This is a genomic window from Bacillus cereus group sp. MG4 (assembly GCF_040460055.1).
Lineage (GTDB): Bacteria > Bacillota > Bacilli > Bacillales > Bacillaceae_G > Bacillus_A > Bacillus_A wiedmannii.
The window spans coordinates 1,731,526-1,755,187 of sequence record NZ_JARVGZ010000001.1 but is presented as its reverse complement, the minus strand read 5'-3'; the positions used below and the strand labels follow the sequence as shown (position 1 = coordinate 1,755,187).

Genomic DNA, 23,662 nt, shown 5'->3' with positions numbered 1-23,662 from the left:
ATGAAAGCATATTCGAAAGATGACATTGTTGAACAAGCGAAAGAATTAGCAAAAATGATTTCTGAAACAGAAGAAGTTGATTTCTTTAAGAAAGCAGAGGCGCAAATTCATAAAAATGAAAATGTAAAGCGCGCAATTGATGAAATTAAAGCACTGCAAAAACAAGCAGTAAACTTGCAGCATTACGGGAAATGGGAAGCTTTGAAAAAAGTAGAAGCTGACATTGATGCATTGCAAGATAAGTTGGATAGTATCCCAGTTGTGCAAGAATTTAAATCTTCACAAACATATGTAAATGACTTACTACAGCTAGTTGCAAGTACGATTTCTAACAACGTAACAGATGAAATATTAATTTCAACTAATGGCGATGTATTGAAGGGTGAAACGGGCGCAGAGGTAGAAAGTAAAAAAGGAAATTGTGGTTGTTAAAGAGATGTCGAATTGACATCTCTTTTTTTAGTGGGTTAAACGTAAGTTCTTCTCGAAAAAAGAATGACACATTCCGCTATTGTCACGCATATGATTAAGTGAATAGTGATTGAGGAGGGTTACGAATGTCCGAATTTAGAGAGATTATTACAAAAGCAGTGGTTGGAAAAGGACGTAAGTATACAAAGTCAACGCATACATGTGAATCGAATAATGAGCCAACAAGTATTTTAGGGTGCTGGGTAATTAACCACTCGTACGAAGCAAGAAAGAATGGAAAGCATGTGGAAATTGAAGGTTTCTATGATGTGAACACTTGGTATTCATTTGATGGTAATACAAAGACAGAAGTTGTAACAGAACGTGTGAACTACACTGATGAAGTGAGTATTGGGTATCGTGATAAAAACTTTTCTGGTGATGATTTAGAAATTATTGCTCGTGTCATTCAGCCACCAAATTGTTTAGAAGCTCTTGTATCACCAAATGGTAATAAAATTGTTGTAACTGTAGAACGTGAATTTGTAACAGAAGTAGTTGGGGAAACGAAAATTTGTGTAAGTGTAAATCCTGAGGGTTGCGTAGAATCAGACGAGGATTTCCAAGTCGATGATGATGAGTTTGAAGAATTAGATCCGAACTTTATCGTCGATGCAGAAGAAGAGTAATAGAAAGCTAGGGAGAAGTTCTTCCTAGCTTTTTACTTTACATAAGTGATGCTTGAATGAACATGATTCCTTATGAAATGTGCTATAATGAGGAAAGACTCCTGAAATAGGAGATATGGATGTCCGTGAAGTGTGACATATATGAAAATTGATTACTATGTAAGAATTATGGAGGAAAAGTATGACTCAATATACCCCTATGATACAGCAATATTTAAAGGTTAAGGCAGACTATCAAGATGCCTTTTTATTTTTCCGATTAGGTGATTTTTATGAAATGTTCTTTGAAGATGCGGTTAAAGCAGCTCATGAACTTGAAATTACATTAACGAGCCGAGATGGTGGTAGTAGTGATCGTATACCGATGTGCGGTGTACCACATCATGCAGCTAAAAATTATATTGAACAACTTGTTGAAAAAGGATATAAAGTAGCTGTTTGTGAGCAAGTGGAAGATCCAAAAACAGCTAAAGGTGTAGTACGCCGTGAAGTCGTACAACTAATTACGCCAGGAACGATGATGGAAGGGCGTACTATTGATGAGAAAGAAAATAACTTCTTAGCAGCATTAACACATTTTGAAGATGGATCGTATGCTTTAGCTTGTAATGATTTAACGACTGGACAAAATACAGTAACGTTGTTAACAGGTTCAGTAGAAGATATTTTATTAGAAGTGTATGCAACTGGTTCAAAAGAAATTGTTGTAGATTCTACATTTTCAAAAGATGAATTAAATAAATTAACTGCAACATTAAAAATGACGATTTCGTATGAAGATGCAACAACGATTCCGGAAGGGTTAGAACATCTTGTGAAAAACGTTTCGCAAGCAAAGTTAATTAAAGCAGTTGGACGCTTATTTAACTATGTAATAAGAACGCAAAAACGTTCGTTAGACCATTTACAACCAGTGGAAATTTATTATACGAATCAATTTATGAAAATTGATGTGCATTCAAAGCGAAATTTAGAGCTGACAGAAACACTCCGAACGAAAGAAAAAACAGGATCATTATTATGGCTATTAGATAAAACGAAAACAGCTATGGGTGGTCGTATGTTAAAACAGTGGATGGAACGTCCGCTGATCCAAAAAGAAAAAGTAGAAGAGCGTTTAGAAATGGTTGAAACATTTGTAAATGATTACTTCTTACGTGAAGATTTAAAAGAAAAATTAAAAGAAGTATATGATTTAGAACGTTTAGCAGGGAAAGTTGCATTTGGTAATGTGAATGCACGGGACTTATTACAGTTAAGACGATCTTTACTTCAAGTACCGGCTATTTTAGAAGCGATTAGTCTGTTAGATAATGCTTATGCAGCAAGGTTAATTCAAGGTGCGGATCCATGTGAGAGCTTAACTGAATTACTAGGAAGAAGTATTCAAGAAAACCCACCGCTTTCTATTAAAGATGGAGATATTATTAAAGACGGTTATAATGACAAGCTTGATCAATATCGTTACGTTAGTAAAAACGGGAAAACGTGGATCGCTGAGCTTGAAAAACGAGAGCGTGATATTACAGGAGTTAAATCGTTAAAAATCGGGTACAACCGTATTTTCGGCTACTACATTGAAGTGACGAAGGCGAATCTTGCAGCGCTTCCAGAAGGCCGCTATGAGCGTAAACAAACGCTTGCTAATGCGGAACGTTTCATTACAGATGAATTGAAAGAAAAAGAAACATTAATCTTAGAAGCAGAAGAGAAAATTGTACAATTAGAATATGATTTATTTACAGCGCTTCGTGAAGAAGTAAAAGTATTTATTCCGAAATTACAACATTTAGCGAAAGTAATTAGTGAATTAGACGTACTGCAAAGTTTCGCGACAGTTAGTGAAGAAGAACAGTTTGTAAAACCGGTTTTAACAACTAAGCGCGAAATCTTTATTAAAGATGGTCGTCATCCTGTCGTTGAAAAAGTATTGAACGGGAAATTGTATGTACCGAATGATTGTATTATGCCGGAGAAGATGGATGTCTTTTTAATTACAGGACCGAACATGTCTGGTAAAAGTACGTATATGAGACAATTAGCACTTGTAACTGTTATGTCACAGATTGGTTGTTTCGTACCAGCAACAGAAGCGGTATTACCTGTATTCGATCAAATCTTTACGAGAATTGGTGCAGCGGATGATTTAATTTCGGGTCAAAGTACATTTATGGTCGAAATGTTAGAAGCGAAAAATGCAATTGCAAATGCATCAGAAAGAAGTTTAATTTTATTCGATGAAATTGGACGCGGTACATCTACGTATGATGGTATGGCACTTGCACAAGCAATCATTGAACATATTCATGACCAAATTGGTGCGAAAACGTTATTCTCTACGCATTATCATGAATTGACGGTGCTAGAAGAAAGTTTAGGACAATTGAAGAATGTACACGTTTCAGCTATTGAAGAGAACGGAAAAGTAGTATTCCTTCATAAAATTCAAGATGGAGCAGCTGATAAAAGTTACGGAATTCACGTTGCGCAACTTGCGGAGCTTCCAGATAGCTTAATCGCTCGTGCGAAAGAAGTGTTAGCGCAACTAGAAGGACAAGAAGAAATTATTATTCCAAAGCGTACAGAAGTGAAAGTACAAGAAGTGGCTCCAGAAGCAGCTGTTGTAAAAGAAGAACCAGCAGAAATACAAGAGACGAAAGTAGAGACTGAGGAAGAATCGCAATTATCATTCTTTGGTGGAGAACAATCTTCGAAAAAACAAGACAAGTCAGTTCTAGATGCAAAAGAAACGGCAGTACTTACGCAAATTAAAAAAATTGATTTACTTGATATGACACCTTTAGAGGCGATGAACGAACTGTATCGCTTGCAGAAAAAGTTAAAGAAAGGATGAGTAAGTAGATGGGGAAAATTCGCAAACTCGATGATCAACTCTCTAACTTAATTGCGGCAGGGGAAGTAGTAGAGCGCCCTGCCTCAGTCGTAAAAGAACTTGTGGAAAATTCTATCGATGCGAATAGTACATCTATTGAAATCCACTTAGAAGAAGCTGGTTTATCAAAAATTCGCATCATTGATAATGGGGATGGCATTGCAGAAGAAGATTGTATCGTCGCTTTTGAACGACATGCGACGAGCAAAATTAAAGATGAAAACGATCTGTTTCGCATTAGAACACTCGGTTTCCGCGGTGAGGCATTGCCGAGTATTGCCTCAGTTAGTGAATTAGAATTAATCACTAGCACAGGTGATGCGCCTGGTACACACCTTATGATTAAAGGTGGAGACATTATAAAGCAGGAGAAAACAGCGAGCCGAAAAGGAACAGATATTACAGTACAAAACTTATTCTTTAATACACCAGCGCGTCTTAAATATATGAAAACCATTCATACAGAGCTTGGGAATATTACAGATATTGTGTATCGTATTGCAATGTCACATCCAGAAGTATCATTAAAGCTGTTTCATAATGAAAAGAAATTGCTTCATACATCAGGAAATGGTGATGTAAGACAAGTACTTGCATCGATTTATAGCATTCAAGTTGCGAAGAAGCTTGTTCCAATTGAAGCTGAATCTTTAGATTTTACAATTAAAGGCTATGTAACATTACCAGAAGTAACGAGAGCATCTCGAAATTATATGTCAACGATCGTAAATGGCCGTTACGTTCGAAATTTCGTATTAATGAAAGCCATTCAGCAAGGATACCATACGTTACTGCCAGTCGGACGATATCCAATCGGCTTCTTATCGATTGAAATGGATCCAATGCTTGTTGACGTTAACGTACATCCAGCGAAATTAGAAGTTCGTTTTAGTAAAGAACAAGAATTACTAAAGCTTATCGAAGAAACATTGCAATCGGCATTCAAAAAAATACAGCTCATTCCAGATGCAGGTGTAACAACGAAGAAAAAAGAAAAAGATGAAAGTGTGCAAGAACAGTTTCAGTTTGAGCATGCGAAGCCGAAAGAACCATCTATGCCGGACATCGTTTTACCGACTGGCATGGATGAAAAACGAGAAGAACCACTGGCTGTGAAACAGCCAGCGCAACTGTGGCAACCGCCAAAGCAAGAATGGCAACCACCACAGTCGCTCGTAAGAGAAGAACAAAGTTGGCAACCATCTACTAAACCGATAATGGAAGAACCAATTCAAAAAGAGAAATCGTGGAACAGTAACGATGAAGACTTTGAATTAGAGGAATTGGAAGAAGAAGTTCAGGAAATAGAAGAGATTGAAATGAACGGTAATGACTTACCGCCACTTTATCCAATTGGACAAATGCATGGAACATATATTTTCGCTCAAAATGATAAAGGCTTATATATGATTGACCAACATGCCGCGCAGGAACGTATTAATTATGAATACTTCCGGGATAAAGTAGGAAGGGTAGCGCAAGAAGTACAAGAACTACTTGTACCATACCGTATTGACCTATCTCTTACTGAATTTTTACGTGTCGAAGAGCAACTAGAAGAACTGAAAAAAGTTGGATTATTCTTGGAGCAATTCGGCCATCAATCCTTTATCGTCCGCTCGCATCCAACGTGGTTCCCGAAAGGACAAGAAACAGAAATTATCGACGAAATGATGGAACAAGTCGTCAAACTAAAAAAAGTTGACATTAAAAAACTACGTGAAGAAGCAGCCATCATGATGAGCTGTAAAGCATCCATTAAAGCAAATCAATATTTAACGAACGATCAAATATTTGCTTTACTGGAAGAACTACGTACAACAACAAACCCATACACATGTCCGCACGGAAGACCAATTCTTGTGCATCATTCTACTTATGAGTTGGAGAAGATGTTTAAGAGGGTTATGTAGGGGTACTGTTCATAGAGAAAAAATGGTTCCTTGTTATTTTAATAAAACATAGAGAGAAATAAAAAGGAGCGATAGTAACAAGTCGCTCCTTTTTAATATAATTCTTTTGCAACTATATTTTAAAAATTCATTTATAAACTAGAGATAACCTCAACCTATTTGTAATTTATATGTGCTTTCTCATTTTCTTTGTAAGGAAAGAGTTTTTAATTTACAGATTTATCAAAAATATGTAAAGTGTAGATAAAACCATAAAATGGGGTGTTCTTTATGTGTACTAGTTTGACATTACAGACAAAAAACGGTCAGCATCTTTTTGCAAGAACGATGGACTTCACATTAGATTTGAATCAAGAAGTAATAATCATTCCTCGACATTACCAGTGGAATAATATAACTGGTGAAATTATTAATACGAAACATGCTACGGTCGGAATGGGAATTAATCATCAAGGAAGGATCATTATGGCGGACGGAGTAAATGAAGCAGGTATGACATGTGCAACACTCTATTTTCCAGGATTCGCTACTTATAGTCAAAGCATAGATGATAACAATACAAATTTGGCCCCATTTGATTTTGTGACTTGGAGTTTGACACAATTCAATTCTGTCAAAGAGTTAAAGAAATCTGTAGATAGCCTTACCTTTTTGGATATACCATTACCGGATTTAGGGCTTACGCCACCACTACATTGGATTTTAGCGGATAAATGGGGAGATTGCATTGTACTGGAGCCAACAAATGAAGGATTAAAAATGTATGATAACCCACTAGGAGTGATGACGAATAGTCCGGAGTTTAATTGGCATTTGCAAAATTTAAGACAATATATAGGCCTTAAATCGCAGCCATTCGCGCCAACTGAGTGGAGTAACTTACCATTAAGTGCTTTTGGTCAGGGCTCAGGTTCAATGGGACTTCCAGGGGATTTCACCCCGCCATCAAGGTTTGTGCGGGCAGCATATGGCAAACAAAACATTCAAGGTATAGATAGTGAAGAAGAGGGAGTATCGGCCCTATTTCATATTTTATCAAATTGCGAGGTTCCTAAAGGCGGAGTAATAACAGAAGAAGGTGCATTAGATAATACCATTTATACAAGCGTAATGTGTATGGAGTCCGGAACATATTATTATCATACTTACGATTGTAGACAAATTATAGCCATTCATTTATTTCATGAAAATTTAGATACAGATGAGATTAAAGCCTATCCATTCCAACGGAAACAAAAAATATTTGTAACTACTCAGCCACCTTTTGGTGTCTTTTTTTATTTTACTTGTTTCATATGCCTCCCATTTGTAAATACTGAGTATATCAAACAGGGAGGTGAATAGGATGATCCATCGAAAAATCATTTTAGATGCATATAAAAAAGGACCTGAAGCTGTTATTTCTTTATTTGAAGAAACATTTTCTAAGTTAGAAAAACGTATACAAGAACTAGAAAATGCTTCAGAAAATGCTTCAAAAAAAACTCCAAAAATAGTCATAATCCACCTTCTACAGATGGTTTGGGTAAGCCCGTTACAAAAAGTTTGCGCAAACCGTCTCATCGTCAAACCGGTGGCCAGTTGGGCCACAAAGGACATACGCTTTATTTGACAACGACTCCGGACCATACGATTACCTATTCTCCTACACATTGTACTTGTTGTAACACTTCCTTACACCAAGAACCTGTAAAAGGATACCGCATTCGCCAAGTGTATGATTTACCACCTATCCAGATAGAAGTGACAGAACATAAAGTGTCACAAAAAGAATGCCCACATTGCCATTCTATCCAAGAATCACAATTTCCTTCTACTGTCTCTCGTCCTGTTCAATATGGTCCAAATATAAAAAGACTGATTCCCTATTTAACGCATTATCAGTGTCTTTCTTTGAAACGAACGAAAGAATTCTTTCAAGATTATTTTGGGCATTCGATTAGTGAAGGAACGTTAGTCAATCATACAAACAGTTTTTCGGCTCAATTGCAGCCCTTTCTTCAAGAAGTAAAAGACAAGATCCTTCAGTCTTCTGTTGTCCATTTTGATGAAACCGGTATGCGAGTAAAAAATAAAACACAATGGTTACATACCGCTAGTACACCGGAGGTGACCTTGCAACATATTCATCAAAAACGCGGAAAAGAAGCAATGGATGCAGGCGGAATTTTACCGTCTTTTTCTGGAATTGCGATGCATGATGGTTGGAAATCGTATGATGCGTATACAGATTGTCGACATGTATTATGCAATGCCCATCTCTTACGAGATTTGCAAGGAATTATAGATAGTACGGGGCAAAAATGGGCTCAACAGATGCAGAAATTTCTCACGCAAGCTTTAACGCTGAAAAAACAATACAAAGGAAGTCTGCCAAAAGCAAAGCAACAGAATCTGTTTACTGTCTATCAAGCCATATTGAAAGAACAACCAGTCTTTTCTGCAAAATTAAAAAAGAAAGGAAAGCAGACGCCTGCTCAAAATTTATGGAATCGCTTCGTCAAATATGCTGATAGAATTCTAGCATTCTTGGAACATCCAGACATTCCATTTGACAATAATCAAGCGGAACGGGATATTCGAATGACGAAAGTCAAACAGAAAGTGTCTGGGACTTTTCGAAGTAAGAAAGGCGCAGAATCTTTTTGTCAGATACGAAGCTTTATAACTACCATGAAAAAACAAAAACAATCTGTCTTACGAGCAATAGGCCAGGTTATAGAAACCGGAACGGTTCCTTGGAATCGCACAACTTCATAAGAGAAATTCTCTATTTGATCTAGATTCTTTCTCTTATTGGAGTATTTTCTTTTCATGTTTTCGAATCGGAAACATGTATTTGGCCTGTTTTTTTATTTGAAGAAGCTGAGTAGTTACAAATATTTTATGAAAACTAAGTAGCTTTGAAACGATGTTTGGTAAATATAATAGAGCAATAATGGCCTATATAATTCTTGGGTGCTTCTTTAACTTTGTGATCCATCATAAATCTACTCCTTTCTCCAATGACTCCTACCAGTAAAATTCTTCTGACAGGAGCATTGGCTAAGAAATTGATTTTTAATTAAACTAGTTTTTATATTTTCTAGAAGGGCCATTAAAGTGCGACTAGGTAAAATAAACATGGACGTACTTTATTTATAAATAGTAAAGAACAAAAAGGTATGGGAAATATCCATACCTTTTTGTTCTTCCATTATCTATGTATAAAAAAGCGCTGTATATCAGCACTTTTTAAAAGTACATGAGTTGTAAAAGAAAGATTTATATATTACCTATAACTATGCAAGGTCTAATATAGATTCTTATTTGTTTAATTGGCATAAAAGTCTATAAGGTTATTTGTTTTTATTATTATTAATTTTTTCCGTATATAACACCTGTTCTTTATAGTGTTTTTTAATTGGGAAAGTATGTGTACCTGAGCCGTTTTTGTATGTTTTATTGATGGGGTTTTTTAGAGGGATTGTTGTAGTTTCAGTAAATTCATATGGGTAATTTATTTTAGATTTATCTTCAAACATGAAAATGCCTCCTTTTAGGATTTCCTGAATTCTTTACTATAACATGATATGCATATAGATTTTTTTTGGACTAGTTATTTATAGAGGTTAATGGAATTTAATTACGTAACTACTGAAATATTTCAAAGGAAAATAATTTGAGAAATATGTGATAATGATTTTTTTCATTTATGGGGGAAGGGAATTTTGCATATATATTCGTTATAAATTGTTTTTATAATATGATTTATATAGGTTTTTTCTGATAATATAATGCGGGATATTATAGTGTTATTAGGTTATTAGGAACATTTAATACTGTTTCATAACTGAAAGGGAATTGAAAAAGAACTGAAACTTTTCTCATAAAAATTCAATCTAACTTGAAAAATGAAAGGAAAATGAAATTTTCCAAAAGATATTCTTTGTTAAGATAAAAAGCATACATACAAAAAGTATTGACATATCTTAAAAATGTATTTTCAAGATATAGTGGGGGAAAAGATGAGAGTAGAAAAACAATTAATAAAAAAGATGTATTATGAAACATTCCTAATGGAGAATGAAACAAAACCACCTCTTGACGTACTTGGAGAAGCTTATGTAAACGAAGAAAGAAATGAGATTTCTGATGGATCTTACATTCGTTTTGCACAAGGTGAATTTTATTATCGCCATCAAGATTTTGAAGCAGCTATTTTTAAATGGGAGAAGGTGAGTAATGAATTAGCACCATGGGCACAAAAAAATATTGCCGATGCTTATTTCGAGCTTAATCAATTACCAGTTGCTGAAAATGTGTATACTTCCATTACTACTGATAATATAATATTGATGACGGAGATTAGATTACAATTACTTTCTCTTTACATAGAGCAAAATAATTTTGACGCTGCTTTCGCTGTTATTAAAGAAGCAGTTTCTTTAAATCCGGATTATCCAAATGTCACAAAAATTGCCCGTTCCTTTTATGAGGAGCAGCAAGATTTTGATAGTGCAGTAGAGCTTGCTGTGAATGAGTTAATTCGAACAGAATCTTATCCGTGGTTTGAGGTTTTAAAAGGATATATCGATAAAAGATTTACTAAACATATTTCACCAGATTATTTTTATGAAGTATTAGTTACGTTAAATAATGTAGATCAAGTACAATTTACGCAAATGGTTTCATCACTTTGGAATAGTTATAAAAACGAACAAAATTACTTATTATGGCTTAACACAATAAATGAATTTTTCTTACATATTGAAATACATTCGTCCGATATATGGGACAAAATTTCTTCTCTTTACGAAGGAACGTACTTTGAATTAATTCAAGGTCAATATATTCTTAAACAATTGCACGACATCATTCCAAACTTGTTAACAAATTGGTTAAAGGTAGTCAATCCATCTTATGCTGTATTTCCATCAGCAGCTGTATTGGCATGGGATGAGATTTTCCCTTCTAAAATAGATTCAGCAAATATAAAACATGCGGAAAACCTGTTGTTATATTCTATTAATCATGTGGATGGCTTAGAGTATAGTTTGCATCTTTTTGAATCTATTACAGAGTGGGCACAAAAGCATAATATAGAAATGGGTCACCGATTTAGATGGTTAGTTGGCGAGCTCGCAGATTTAAGAACAAATCGCATTTTAGTAACGGGAACTTCAGGAAACGGAAAAACTACATTTATTAACTCTATATTAGGAGAAAATATATTAGAAAAATCAATTTCAAATGTAGTAGTTTTAAAAAATGATGCGCATACAGAAATTAATGCCATAACAGACTCAGCAATTACAACAATGGAAGATGTCTCTGATTACCATCATATGATGTCTCAGCACCATCAAACTTATAGAGATAGAGCATGTGTTGAATTTAAATTACCATGCAGATTTTTAAGTGAAAATAAACTTACATTTGTAGTTACACCTGGATTTAATAGGAATAACGATACTAAAGATGAGGTATTCGAATATTTAAATTCTGTAGACGAATTATTATTCGTATTGAATGCGGATTCACCTTTTACTGACAAAGAACGTGATATTCTATTAAGCATTCAAGAACATACACCAAATTTACAAATTCATTTCTTATTAAATAAAATCGATAACATTTACAGTGATGCAGAAGTGAAAAGAGTATTACATGATACGCAAGCGAGAATAAACACATATTTCCCGCATGCGAGAATTTTCCCTTACTCTTCGTTATATACAAGTAGTCAACAATTAAATGATTTAACTGAGTTTATTCATTTTAACTTTAATCATAAAAATATCGATGCAGCACGTACGGAAAAGCTATTGTTTTTCATTCGAAAAACAATTACATATCTATTGGATAAACGCGTTGAGAAAGAAAACAATTTAGTGGATTCTATTCATTGGAATGAAGAAATGCTAGTGAAACTAAATGGTAGCATTAATAATCTTACCACTTTTGAGAAGGAAAAAATTCATTTCATTACAAAATCATATCGCACAATGAAAACGGAAATTACGAATGATCTCACTGAAAATATTCCGAAGATATTACAGAGTTGTTCGGATTTAATTAGTGAAGAAAGCGATTTCGGGCACATTGATACGGAACTAAATAAAGCGATGAATGAAAGAGTACATAAATATTTAGAACAAACTGTATTACCTAATTTTGCTCTTTCTATGCAAAATTGGATTGCGATTTCTAATAATGAGCTCCTTCAAAGTCAATCGTACCTAGAAGAACTTAGTGAAGGACTTAATTCTTTATTTGGAGAAAATCGAATACAGTTAGAATGTGATTTTAAAGTGCTTGATGACTGGCGCAGAGATACTGACAGAATGACGACTAGAATACAAATGGATGAAGTAAATATTTTACGTCGCTTTACGCCAGCACAATTTTTACTGAAAAGTGCCGGTAAATTATTTGGAGTTCTTCCTAAAAACAAAGGTATGCTATATAACAAATACAAACAGTATGTAGAAAATGAAGATTATACCGAGGTAACGGCTTCTATTATGAAGAAATTTTTCTTGCAATTTGAGTTATTTGAAAACACGCAAGAGCGGGATATTAACATATTCTTTAGGGATCCATTTAACTCCTTGAAACAAGCTGTAGAAAACACTCATTTAGAAATACAAAAAAAACAAGAGATGTTACATAAGATGAAATCACAACCTGAAGTTTATCATGATTCTATCATGCTCTTTGAATTGAGATTACGTCAATGTGAAGTAATTTTAAATATAGGTGATGATCATACCTATACAGATGTAACTTTAGAAACAAGCGTAGAATAAAAGTAAAACATATCAGATTTTTTATAAGAGAGTAAAAGGAAGCAACCTTAATGAGTTGCTCCCTTTTCATATTTAGATTATTTTTCAGTCTCTTTAATTTGAGTTTGTACTTCGCCAGTTTTAACTTTATTACTTTCTGAGAAACGTAATAAATCGCCTTCAATAATTTTGTCAGACATTCTTAATTCGTTTTGTGCACGGTTAATGAGTGCTTGTGCTTCTTTTTTTGGTAAATCTACAATTTCACCTGTTATGCGATCATAGAAAGTGTTGTTTGTGTATGAATACTTCTCTGTAATAAAGCTACCATCACGTAAAACAACAAAACCGGTATATTCATCTGAAAACATATCATGACCAAAACGGATATCGTTCGTAGTATCAATCCCAAGTAAGTTTAGAATAGTAGGTTTCATATCGATTTGTCCCGTAGGCTTTGAAATCGTTTGACCTTCTGTTTGCCCAGGCATATGAATATATAAAGGTGTACGTTGTAAATTTAAAGTATCAAATTCTGTTATTTGATCTTTTTCTAAAAACTGTGCCATTGCGCGATTGTGTTTTTCAGAAATGCCATAATGATCACCATACAACACAATAATAGAATCATCATACATTCCCTCGGCCTTTAAACGCTCAATAAATTTTTTAATTGATTCGTCTAAGTAACGTGCTGTTACGATATAACGATCAAATACGCCATTACCAGAGTTGTATGGTTCAATGAATTTTGTATCTTCATCATACGTAAATGGATAATGATTCGTTAAAGTAAGGAAACGAGCATAAAAGGGTTGGTCAACAGTTTTTAATATATCTACTGATTGATCAAAGTATTCGATATCTTTTAATCCCCAATTTAAATTTGTTTCGGGCGTAATTTTGTAATCAAGTTCATTATAGTAACGATCATAACCAAGAGCAGAGTACATGATATTACGATTCCAAAATGTTGCGTTATTCGCATGAAATACAGAAGTGAAATAGCCTTGCTGACGTAAAATTTCTGGAGTCGCAGTATAATCATTGTTACCGTGCGTGAAAAATACAGCTCCACGATTTAATGGATACAACGACGTATCGATTAGAAATTCAGAATCGGATGTTTTTCCTTGGCCAGTTTGATGGAAAAAGTTATCGAAGTAATAGCTTTCATTTATGAATTGATTCAAGAATGGTGTAACTTCTTGGCCATTGACTGATGCGCCTATTAAGAAGGTTTGCAGTGATTCAAGAGTAACGACAATTACGTTTTTTCCTTTCGCTACACCAAACATGTTAGGATGCGGTTCACTTTGGTTTGCCTTTACGTAATTTTCAGTTTCTTGTAATTTACTGCTATCAGCAAGTGCTTTTTGTGATCCTGCTTTTACTTGCAGTGTTAAATCATATATTTGATGAGTGTATAGTCCTAAATTTTTAACAAGCATGACTCGGTCGAATGATCTCGTTAATAGTTCAGGTCGTTCTTTTTCTGCAAGGTGTAGATTCGCAAAAAATATACCAAACGTTAAGAGAAAATATAACAAGCGTGCCCGATGAGTTACACGTCCTGTTTGGAAGACTAGTGCCTTCTTCTTTAACAAAATAAAGAAGAAAATAATGTCTACGAATGCCAGAATAATTTTGTAGTTCAATATTTCTATAATACTGCCGCCTAATTGGCCAAAGTTTGATGTTTGTCCAAGTACGGGTAACGTAACGAAATCACTATAAAAATCATAGAACATTACATTTCCAACAAGTACGATTGTTAATAAGAGATTAATACATAGCGCTATATAATTTCGCTTTTCACCGGTTGCAAATAATGCTAATCCGACAAAAGCTAATGATGCAGCGAGAGGGCTAATAAACAAAATAAGCTCTTGTGTAGAAGACTCAATTTTTAAATCAAAACTGAATCTTGTAATAAGATATGTTTTTAACCATACTGCTAAAGCAATTATTAAAACAAAGCTTATATTTTGCATTTGTAAATTGATTTTATTTTTCATTTTTACACCTTCTTTATACAATTTATTTAACTTATGTTATATATTATATTTTTATAACTATTAGAGTGTAATAAACCATTTAATGGTTTCTAAAGGTAATAATATGAAGTATTCATATACGTACAATGGGGAATTTTAAAGCGCAAATCTATTTTTTGAAACAGAACAGAAAAAGTCATAGTTGTAGTAAAAAATACTTATAGACATCCTAACATATTAAACACTATGATGATGTTACAAAATATCGAACAAATGAAAGTGGAAATGAATAGAGGCTTTTAAAACTGTTGACATTCAATTTGTTAGAATTGAATGTCGATAGTTTTACCATACATAGTTATGTTACATATGTATTTCGTAAAATCCCGATTCTTGGCGGGATAATCATTAGCGGGGGAAGGACAAGGTACATAAATAAAGCGTTATAGAAGTTAAAATATTTGATTGCTATCTTAATGAAAGAAATTAAATATGAGATAAATATTTTCCAACATACAATCCACTTGCAGCAGCTTGAGATAATGAATGAGTGACGCCTGAACAATCTCCAACTAAAAATAGTCCATGCACACTTGTTTCAAAATGGTTATTGATTTTTATCGTAGGAGCATAGAACTTTCCGTCAATTCCATATAATAAAGTATCTGTATCGATCGGTTCTTGAATAAATTGTTCTAAACGTAATAAAAATTCTTTAATCCCTTCAATATATAATGGAGGAATCTCTGTATGCAAATCTCCGTAATCTCCTTGTAGTGTAGGCTGTATACGGTTATGTTTCATATCGTTCTCTGTTGTAGGTTGTTTATTTAGTAAGTCCTCTAAGCGCTGTATAACAATTCGATCTTGTCCTTGGTTAATGCTTTTAATAATTGAACTTGCGTATACATTTGCTTCTTTGAGAGTTGAAAAATAGCGCGGGATAAATAAAGTGAAATTTAAGTTAGGTGTGCCAGTTCCTTCCTCTCGAAAATTTTGACCGTCAGGCATAACTAAACCTTCTTCGTACTTTCTAATGATGCGTCCTTTCGGATTCATACAGTACGTAGTTGCGGTGAAGTGTTCATGCTCATAAGAAAGTTTTGTCTCAAATGTATCTTTTAATATAGAACGTAATTGGTGTTCTTTCATCTCTACTCTAATCCCTAAATCTACACGAGTTTGCTCCTGAGAAATATTGAGAGAAGTGCACATTTCTTTTAACCAATCCGCTCCAGAACGCCCAGTTGCAAATACTAGTTGCTTAGATTGAACTGTTACTTCATTTGTCTCTATTGTAAAATGATCTTTCTGTTTCATAATATGTTGCACATCTATATGAAATTGTATATTTATTTTCGTAAGTAAAAATTTATAGAGTTGCTGAAAAATTTCACTTGAAAGGGTAGTGCCAAGATGCCTTACTTCTGTTGTTAGCATTTGTAAACCGCACGCTTCAGCCCTCTTATTGAGAGATGGATTTTCTGTAGAATATTTTGAAACAGAACTTCCTCCGAACTGACATAGAATTTCATCTACTTCAGCCATAAGTTGTATAAAGCCTTCTTTACCGACTTTTTGCTCAAGTTCTCCGCCAAATCCGTTTGTATAATTAAATTTCCCTTCAGATTTTCCTAAACCACCAAATCCGAAATATTTATCACATGTAGTACAAGTACACACTTTTCCTTCGTCTAAAGGACAATGGCGATCTTCTAGCGTTTTACCTTTATCAAGAATTAAAACCTTTTTGTTACTTTTAGCCAGTGAATAAGCCATAAAAATGCTACTTACTCCAGCACCGATAATTGTAACATCATACATATTTTTTCACCTGCTAACGAATAGTTTGTTTTTATTTTTCTAGTGTATAACAATTTTATGAAGTTAAGAAATAGCTTTTATTAATAAAGAGGGAGTTTTTGAACTTGATGCTTTTTTAATTTCTCGGAGTGGTGGGATAAATACAAATGTTTTTATTTGAAAGAAGAAATAGTTTTAAATGATCACTATGTCATATGATTAATAAAATCTAACATATAAAAAAACAGACCTTTCAAGTGAAGAGGTCTGTTAATGATTTCAAATGTTATTTAGCAAACAGATGGTTACCAATTACTGCTACTGTTTGACGTGTCGTAATCCATTTGTCTGTTGATGTTTTTGGATTATAGAAATAAAGCCAATCAGAATGTATGCCATTTGTGGAGATAGCTTCTTCTACTGCCATTTTTGCTTCTGGGCTTGCAGGCTGATTAATTCTTCCATCTGTAACAGGAGTAAAGGCATATCCGTATTTAATAGGTTCATAAATAACGCCTGTTATTGTATTTGGAAAACCTTTTGCGTTTACACGATTTAGTATAACTTTTGCTACAGCTACTTTACCTTTATAGGATTCGCCACCTGCTTCAGCGGTAACTAAGCGTGCCATTAAGTCTTTTTCTTTTTCTGAAATGCTTGAGTTGATTTTTAAATGTTGTCCTGTATAAAGCTTGTTTCCGGCTGTATTGTTAATTTGTTTTATAGATTGAACGGTAACATTGTAACGCTTTGCTATCGTTTCTAATGAATCTCCCTGTTGTACTTGATAAATAATTTGTCTAGAAATGTTCGCAGGTTTGGGTTTGGCATTTTGACGAACGGTGATTTCATTTGAGTTCGTGGACCCTGGAATATTTAACTGTTCACCAATAAAAGTTTGATCGTTTCCTTTATTATTAGCCTGTTTAATGGATTGTATTGAAACCCCGTATTGTTTACTAATGCCCCAAAGTGTATCATTCTTTTTTACTGTATGAATGGTAGATGCTTCAGCTGTACTTTGATGACATACGAATGTAATTGCAGCTGCAGATATAGGGATTATATGTTTTATTTTTAATAATTTCATTGTAAATCCTCCTAGCAAAAATAAGGTGAAACTGTTAAGTAATGTAGTTCATAATGTCTATACATAATATTTTAATATAAGTATATTAGCACGTATAAAATAAATAATCATCATAAGTTTCTTATTTATTTAGTGTAGAGTCCGAATATGAAATATTGCATATGAAAATACATTGAAGTTCCTTTCAATTTTTCTGATTGTATTGAGGATATGTGAATGATTTTTTAATTTTACTTCTATGCAATATTTCATATTGATGAAATGTTATTTATTTTTTATCAACTAGCTTATAGTATATTCAATAAGTTTGATGCAAAAACATAAAAAGAGAGGAATAATAATGAGAAAAAAGAGATTTATTTTGAAGTTATTAATATGTAGCACGATACTTAGTACCTGTATATTTGCCTTACATGATAATCAAGTCGTTGCAGCTAGCTCTGTTAATGAGCTTGAAAATTGGTCAAAATGGATGCAGCCTATACCTGATAACATCCCATTAGCACGAATTTCAATTCCAGGAACACATGATAGTGGTACGTTCAAATTACAAAATCCAATTAAGCAAGTATGGAGAATGACGCAAGAATATGATTTTCGTTATCAAATGGATCATGGAGCTCGCATTTTTGATATAAGAGGCCGTTTAACAGATGATAATACGATAGTTCTTCATCATGGGCCATTATATCTTTATGTAACACTGCATGAATTCATAAACGAAGCGAAACAATTTTTAAAAGATAACCCAAGTGAAACAATTATTATGTCTTTAAAAAAAGAGTATGAGGATATGAAAGGGGCAGAAGGTTCATTTAGTAATACGTTTGAAAAAAATTATTTTGTTGATCCTATCTTTTTAAAAACAGAAGGAAATATAAAACTTGGAGATGCTCGAGGGAAAATTGTACTACTAAAAAGATATAGTGGTAGTAATGAATCTGGAGGATATAATAATTTTTATTGGCCAGATAATGAGACGTTTACGACAACTGTAAATCAAAATGTAAATGTAACCGTACAAGATAAATATAAAGTGAGTTATGATGTGAAAGTAAAATCTATTAAAGATACGATCAATGAAACGATGAACAATAGTGAGGATTTAAATCATCTATATGTTAATTTTACAAGCTTGTCTTCTGGTGGTACAGCATGGAATAGCCCATATTATTATGCCTCTTATATAAATCCCGAAATTGCGGCATATATTAAACAAGAGAATCCAAAAAGAGTTGGTTGGGTGATCCAAGATTATGTTAGTGATAAGTGGTCACCGATTCTCTATCAAGAAGTTATAAGAACTAATAAGTCACTTTAAGTTTTACCATAATTTCATAGAAACAATGTAACGCTATTAAAAGTCTTGTGGAATTCCCATAAGACTTTTTAGTATTTAATATTATGAGAATCAAAGTTCTTTGAATAGGTTTATATAGTTAATATAATAATTTAATGCGGTTATAAAATCGACACGAAAAAATTGTCGATAAATGTCGATTATTATTGTAATATAAAACATATAAGTATAATATACAGATGAGGTGGATTTATTGTCTTTTATTAAAAATAGTAAAATTGGAACGAAATTAAATGTGTTAGTCATTATATCGAGTTTGGCTTGTATCATGTTATCTTCCCTGGGTTTTTTAGGGCTTCAAAAAGGTGAAAATACATCTTCTAGTATGTATGACGAAAGGCTATTACCAATTGAATGGATAGGAACTGTAGAATCAAATTTTTACCATGTTAATATGAATTTTATGGAGATTATGATATCGAAAGATGAAAAAAGAATGAAAGAACTAATAACAGAAATGGATAAGACTAGGAAAGAAAATGATGAGTTATTAAAACAATTTGAAACTAGAATTAGTTCTCATAAAGAAAAGGGGCTGTATAATGCATTTCAAAGTCAATTCAAAGATTTAAGAATACAAATGAAGAAAGCACAGGACTTGGGACTGACTAATAATGAAGAAGCGTATAGCTATTATTTAAAAGAAATTGAGCCTAATATGGGGAAAACAATTCAATCTATCCGTGAACTTATTTTATATAATAATACCGCGGCTGAACAACTACAAAAAGAGAATATCAATAGTGTGAAAAATACAATAATAACATTTGTAATTATTTCATTTGTTGGAATCATAATAATTATTTTTATTGGTTTTATAATAAAAAATGCTATAAAAAAACCAATTGTATTATTACAAAAAGATATGGAACGAGTATCTGCTGGAGATTTAACAATTCGAACTTCTTATAAATCCGAGAACGAATTAGGCCATATTGTACAATCCTTTAATAGTATGTTAGATAACTTGCAACAATTAGTCGGTCAGGTGAAAGTTACAGCAAAAGAAGTGATTATTTCAACTGAAAATATGTTACAAGAGACAAGAACGGCAGCAAATATATCAAACGAGGTTGTTCGAACTACTTCTGAAATAAATAAAGAAATAGAGGGACAAGTGACTAGTATTCAAGAAAGTTCAACTGCGATGGAAGAAATTGCAACTGGAGTTCAAACAGTAGCTGAATCTTCAGCGATGGTTGCTGAAGTTGCTGTTGCAACGATAGACCAAGCAAATTCTGGTAGTGAAGTTATAAAACAATCTATTCGTCAAATGAATAGTGTGAATGAAGTTGTCGAAGAAACTGCTAAGGTCATTGATAGACTTGTTACACGTACACAACAAATTGAAGAAGCGCTAGATATTATTACTAATATTGCAGAACAAACGAATTTACTGGCCTTAAATGCTGCAATTGAGGCAGCACGCGCCGGAGAAAATGGAAAAGGATTTGCAGTAGTTGCAGCTGAAGTAAGAGGTCTGGCTGAGAAATCTAAAACGTCTGTAAATGATATAAATAATTTATTACGTTTTATACATCAAGATACACAGGATACAGTTCATGTAATGAAAAAAGGTCAACAACAGGCTAGTGGTGGTAAAGAAGCAGCATATAAGGCAGAACTCGCATTTTCATCTATTATGCAAGATATTAATAGAATAACGTCCCAAATTCAAGAAGTGTCTGCTGCCACAGAAGAAATGTCTGCTGGGACAGAAGAAGTGAATGCCTCTTTATCAATAGTTTCTGAAACTGCAACACAAGTCGCACAAGAAACGAATCGAACGGTACAATCAATTCAAGCACAAGCCACATTAATTCAAGAAATAACGACGAAATCTAATGAAATGAAAGAGAAAGTCGAAAATTTAGAAATGCTAATTTCACAATTCATTATTGAAGAATAAGTTTGTTAACATTTATCATTAGTATAAACTTTAAGATACTCAATATAGTGCTGCGTTGCACAATTTGAAAAAGGACCTTCATAGGTTCTTTTTTTGTAAATGGTGTGAATGCTATATTTAATTATAGTGAAAAACAGAAACTTATTATATGATAATTATTTAAATTTGTACCTACAAATATTATATGTAATAATGAATTTGATTTATTCTAATGAAATGGAGGTATATACTATGAAGTTTCCACATGATTTTTTATTTGGGGCTGCTTCAGCTTCTTATCAAGTAGAAGGTGCATGGAATGAAGATGGAAAAGGTGTTACGAATTGGGATGAGTTTTCAAAAATTCCTGGTAAAACATACAATGGAACAAATGGTGATGTAGCTGTTGATCATTATCATCGATATAAGGAAGATGTTCGCTTAATGGCTGAGATGGGGTTAGAATCGTATCGTTTTTCTATTTCTTGGGCGAGAATATTGCCGGCTGGAGATGGAGAGGTAAATGAAAAAGGAATCGAATTTTATAACAACTTAATTGATGAGTGTTTAAAATACGGGATTGTACCATTTGTCACTTTATATCATTGGGATTTACCATTGCCTTTAGAGAGAGATGGTGGATGGACAAATAAACGAACAGCAGAAGCTTTCGTAAAATACGCAGAAATTTGTTTTAAGGCATTTGGTGATAGAGTTAAACATTGGATTACTTTTAATGAGACAGTAATGTTTTGTGGATTAGGTTATTTAAAAGGTGCACATCCACCAGGAATACAAAATGATGTTCCAAAGTATTTTCAAGCGACTCATTATGTATTTTATGCGCATGCGAAAACAGTTGCGGTGTACAAGCAGCTGAAACAATATGGTGAGATTGGGATTACACATGTTTTCTTACCTGCTTATAGTGTGGATGATCAAAAAGAAAATATACTAGCAGCAAATCATGCGAATGAATATGAAACGTATTGGTATTATGATCCAGTTTTAAAAGGTGAGTATCCGTCTTATGTTGTACAGCAATTAAAGGAAAAAGGGTGGACGCCTAATTGGACGGTTGAAGAATTAGAAATCATTAAACAAAATGCCGAAAAGAATGATTTTATTGGCTTGAATTATTATCAACCAATACGAGTAGAAAGATACGATATGGATATAAAGAGCGGAGAGCATTCTCGAGAAAATTCAACACTTGCTCCAGGTAGTCCTTCTTTTGATGGTTTTTATCGAACAGTTAAAATGGATGATAAAACATATACAAAATGGGGATGGGAAATATCTCCCGAAGGTTTCTTAGATGGGTTGCATATGTTGAAAGAGCGTTACGGTGACATAAAGATGTATGTAACGGAAAATGGACTTGGTGATGAAGATCCAATCATTGACGGAGAAATTGTAGATGTTCCGAGAATTAAATTTATTGAAGAGCATTTAAAAGTAATAAAGCGTGCAATTGAAGAGGGAATCAATTTAAAAGGTTACTATGCATGGTCAGTGATTGATCTTTTGAGTTGGTTAAATGGATATAAAAAGCAATATGGCTTTATTTTTGTCGATCATAATGATAACTTAAAACGTAAGAAGAAGCTTTCGTTTCATTGGTATAGACATGTGATCGAAACGAGAGGAGAAGAGTTATAACAGATAAAAGAGTATTTTAGGAGAAAGTGTATGAGTGCAAAGTATAAACAAATTGCAGATGTGTTAGAGCAAAACATTCGTGACGGGCTTTTTAAAGAAACGAAAAAACTACCTACAGAAGAAGCGTTGATGAATCGATTTGAAGTAAGCCGTAATACGATACGTAAAGTAATTAGTCAGCTTGTGAATAGAGGTTATATTTTTCAAGTGCAAGGTAGTGGCATGTTTTTACGTGAAACTTCTGTAACAGATTACATTAATTTAGGAAGTTTACGTGGATTAACGAAAAATCTCGTTTCGCAAAATATTAAAACGAAAGTGTTAGAGCTTGAAGTAATAGATGCGGACGAAGATATAGCAAAGCGGATGCAATGCGAAGCTGGAACTAGGTTGTATTTTTTGAAGCGTTTAAGAATTGTAGATGCTAAGCCATTCTCTATTGAAGTAAGTTATTTCAAAAAGGATATTATTCCATATTTGAACGAAGAAATAGCATTAAGCTCTGTATACAGTTATTTCATTGAAGATTTACGATTAAATATTGGTTTTGCCGATAAAGTTATTAGTTGTGAAAAAGTAAATAAAGAAAATGCAAAGCTTTTAGAATTAAATGAAGGTGATCCGGCGCTTCTTATTGAAAATACAGTTTGTCTTGTAAACGGGACAATTTTCGAATTATCCCAATCGATGTTTCATTATGAAAAGGCTAAACTTTTAAATCGAATTAATTTCAAATAAAAAAAGAAAATAATTTATCGTGTGAAAAGCAACTGAGTCCAAAGTGATCAGTTGCTTTTTATTTTCAAAGTGGATGAGCAAAAAAACACAAAAGTGGTTGGTCCGTTTTTGGCAAACATACATTATGATAAGAGAAGAAAGGTAGTATGTTATTAACGCTTTAAAGAGGAAGTTCTTTATTAAAATAGATTGTCTTTAGAGAGGTGAAAATACAATGAGTTTTGCAATTTCACTAGTGGTTATTATTGTAATTGTATCGCTGTTTGGGACCGTGCTAGTTGCACGAAATGTGGAGGAGAATTACGGCAAGTCTACAAAGAGAAATGTGAAAAACTTATCAACTATTTATATTCTCCTTCTTTTTGTACTACTTGTTGGGGTAATGTGGTATGCGGTAGTGATTTAATAGTTTTGAAAGAAAAAGGTTAATATTGTATATGATGGAGGA

At 33.5% G+C, this 23,662-nt stretch carries 14 protein-coding genes and 2 pseudogenes; 12 read left to right on the top strand and 4 right to left on the bottom strand.

Annotated elements, in window-relative coordinates; all coding sequences use genetic code 11:
• The 6 genes and pseudogenes from QCI41_RS09190 to tnpC all read left to right on the top strand — a co-directional run bounded on the left by QCI41_RS09190 (position 1) and on the right by tnpC (position 8,666).
• On the top strand, positions 1–432 hold the full coding sequence (locus QCI41_RS09190) for a YlbF/YmcA family competence regulator (protein ID WP_060487531.1): 432 nt from the start codon (positions 1–3) through the stop codon (positions 430–432).
• A gap of 125 nt (positions 433–557) precedes the next feature.
• On the top strand, positions 558–1,100 hold the full coding sequence (cotE, locus tag QCI41_RS09185; protein ID WP_001288802.1) for an outer spore coat protein CotE: 543 nt from the start codon (positions 558–560) through the stop codon (positions 1,098–1,100).
• 181 nt (positions 1,101–1,281) lie between these two features.
• Entirely contained in the window at positions 1,282–3,954 is a 2,673-nt protein-coding gene (mutS, locus tag QCI41_RS09180; protein ID WP_353837577.1) for a DNA mismatch repair protein MutS, read from the top strand.
• Between the two features lie 8 nt (positions 3,955–3,962).
• Positions 3,963–5,906, top strand: a complete 1,944-nt coding sequence (gene mutL, locus QCI41_RS09175; protein ID WP_000516495.1) for a DNA mismatch repair endonuclease MutL — start codon at positions 3,963–3,965, stop codon at positions 5,904–5,906.
• A gap of 270 nt (positions 5,907–6,176) precedes the next feature.
• Positions 6,177–7,151: pseudogene (locus QCI41_RS09170) on the top strand (choloylglycine hydrolase family protein); the annotation flags it as partial.
• Between the two features lie 100 nt (positions 7,152–7,251).
• A pseudogene (tnpC, locus tag QCI41_RS09160) lies at positions 7,252–8,666 on the top strand (IS66 family transposase).
• Between the two features lie 578 nt (positions 8,667–9,244).
• Here the strand turns inward: tnpC and QCI41_RS09155 are convergent.
• Positions 9,245–9,430: a hypothetical protein gene (locus QCI41_RS09155; protein ID WP_000461131.1), complete on the bottom strand. Its 186-nt coding sequence runs from the start codon at positions 9,428–9,430 to the stop codon at positions 9,245–9,247.
• Positions 9,431–9,913: 483 nt separating this feature from the next.
• On the opposite strand from QCI41_RS09155, the gene QCI41_RS09150 reads away from it, so the two are divergent.
• Positions 9,914–12,697, top strand: a complete 2,784-nt coding sequence (locus QCI41_RS09150; RefSeq protein WP_353837578.1) for a dynamin family protein — start codon at positions 9,914–9,916, stop codon at positions 12,695–12,697.
• 77 nt (positions 12,698–12,774) lie between these two features.
• On the opposite strand, the gene QCI41_RS09145 is transcribed toward QCI41_RS09150, so the two are convergent.
• The 3 genes from QCI41_RS09145 to QCI41_RS09135 all read right to left on the bottom strand — a co-directional run bounded on the left by QCI41_RS09145 (position 12,775) and on the right by QCI41_RS09135 (position 17,566).
• Positions 12,775–14,694 carry an LTA synthase family protein gene (locus QCI41_RS09145; RefSeq protein WP_353837579.1) on the bottom strand — a complete coding sequence of 640 codons (1,920 nt, stop codon included), beginning with the start codon at positions 14,692–14,694 and terminating at the stop codon, positions 12,775–12,777.
• Between the two features lie 465 nt (positions 14,695–15,159).
• A complete protein-coding gene (locus tag QCI41_RS09140; RefSeq protein ID WP_353837580.1) occupies positions 15,160–16,497 on the bottom strand; it encodes an NAD(P)/FAD-dependent oxidoreductase in 1,338 nt (445 codons plus the stop codon).
• Positions 16,498–16,762: 265 nt separating this feature from the next.
• On the bottom strand, positions 16,763–17,566 hold the full coding sequence (locus QCI41_RS09135) for a cell wall hydrolase (protein WP_046956510.1): 804 nt from the start codon (positions 17,564–17,566) through the stop codon (positions 16,763–16,765).
• A 340-nt stretch (positions 17,567–17,906) separates the two neighbouring features.
• Here QCI41_RS09135 and QCI41_RS09130 point away from each other — a divergent pair, with 340 nt between their 5' ends.
• The 5 genes from QCI41_RS09130 to QCI41_RS09110 all read left to right on the top strand — a co-directional run bounded on the left by QCI41_RS09130 (position 17,907) and on the right by QCI41_RS09110 (position 23,620).
• Positions 17,907–18,887, top strand: a complete 981-nt coding sequence (locus QCI41_RS09130; protein ID WP_353837581.1) for a phosphatidylinositol-specific phospholipase C — start codon at positions 17,907–17,909, stop codon at positions 18,885–18,887.
• Positions 18,888–19,119: 232 nt separating this feature from the next.
• The gene (locus QCI41_RS09125) at positions 19,120–20,835 is read left to right on the top strand and encodes a methyl-accepting chemotaxis protein (RefSeq protein WP_353837582.1); all 1,716 of its coding nucleotides are present in this window, start codon (positions 19,120–19,122) and stop codon (positions 20,833–20,835) included.
• Positions 20,836–21,066: 231 nt separating this feature from the next.
• A complete protein-coding gene (locus tag QCI41_RS09120) occupies positions 21,067–22,476 on the top strand; it encodes a glycoside hydrolase family 1 protein (RefSeq protein WP_353837583.1) in 1,410 nt (469 codons plus the stop codon).
• A 30-nt stretch (positions 22,477–22,506) separates the two neighbouring features.
• A complete protein-coding gene (locus QCI41_RS09115) occupies positions 22,507–23,214 on the top strand; it encodes a GntR family transcriptional regulator (RefSeq protein ID WP_353837584.1) in 708 nt (235 codons plus the stop codon).
• A 214-nt stretch (positions 23,215–23,428) separates the two neighbouring features.
• On the top strand, positions 23,429–23,620 hold the full coding sequence (locus QCI41_RS09110) for a hypothetical protein (protein ID WP_353837585.1): 192 nt from the start codon (positions 23,429–23,431) through the stop codon (positions 23,618–23,620).
• The last annotated feature ends 42 nt before the right edge of the window (positions 23,621–23,662 follow it).

What these genes read in the sequence shown, in the direction of transcription:
- QCI41_RS09190 (WP_060487531.1), top strand. Translation starts at nt 1, where the DNA reads ATGAAAGCATATTCGAAAGATGACATTGTTGAACAAGCGAAAGAATTA.
- cotE (WP_001288802.1), top strand. Translation starts at nt 558, where the DNA reads ATGTCCGAATTTAGAGAGATTATTACAAAAGCAGTGGTTGGAAAAGGA.
- mutS (WP_353837577.1), top strand. Translation starts at nt 1,282, where the DNA reads ATGACTCAATATACCCCTATGATACAGCAATATTTAAAGGTTAAGGCA.
- mutL (WP_000516495.1), top strand. Translation starts at nt 3,963, where the DNA reads ATGGGGAAAATTCGCAAACTCGATGATCAACTCTCTAACTTAATTGCG.
- QCI41_RS09155 (WP_000461131.1), bottom strand. Translation starts at nt 9,430, where the DNA reads ATGTTTGAAGATAAATCTAAAATAAATTACCCATATGAATTTACTGAA.
- QCI41_RS09150 (WP_353837578.1), top strand. Translation starts at nt 9,914, where the DNA reads ATGAGAGTAGAAAAACAATTAATAAAAAAGATGTATTATGAAACATTC.
- QCI41_RS09145 (WP_353837579.1), bottom strand. Translation starts at nt 14,694, where the DNA reads ATGAAAAATAAAATCAATTTACAAATGCAAAATATAAGCTTTGTTTTA.
- QCI41_RS09140 (WP_353837580.1), bottom strand. Translation starts at nt 16,497, where the DNA reads ATGTATGATGTTACAATTATCGGTGCTGGAGTAAGTAGCATTTTTATG.
- QCI41_RS09135 (WP_046956510.1), bottom strand. Translation starts at nt 17,566, where the DNA reads ATGAAATTATTAAAAATAAAACATATAATCCCTATATCTGCAGCTGCA.
- QCI41_RS09130 (WP_353837581.1), top strand. Translation starts at nt 17,907, where the DNA reads ATGAGAAAAAAGAGATTTATTTTGAAGTTATTAATATGTAGCACGATA.
- QCI41_RS09120 (WP_353837583.1), top strand. Translation starts at nt 21,067, where the DNA reads ATGAAGTTTCCACATGATTTTTTATTTGGGGCTGCTTCAGCTTCTTAT.
- QCI41_RS09115 (WP_353837584.1), top strand. Translation starts at nt 22,507, where the DNA reads ATGAGTGCAAAGTATAAACAAATTGCAGATGTGTTAGAGCAAAACATT.
- QCI41_RS09110 (WP_353837585.1), top strand. Translation starts at nt 23,429, where the DNA reads ATGAGTTTTGCAATTTCACTAGTGGTTATTATTGTAATTGTATCGCTG.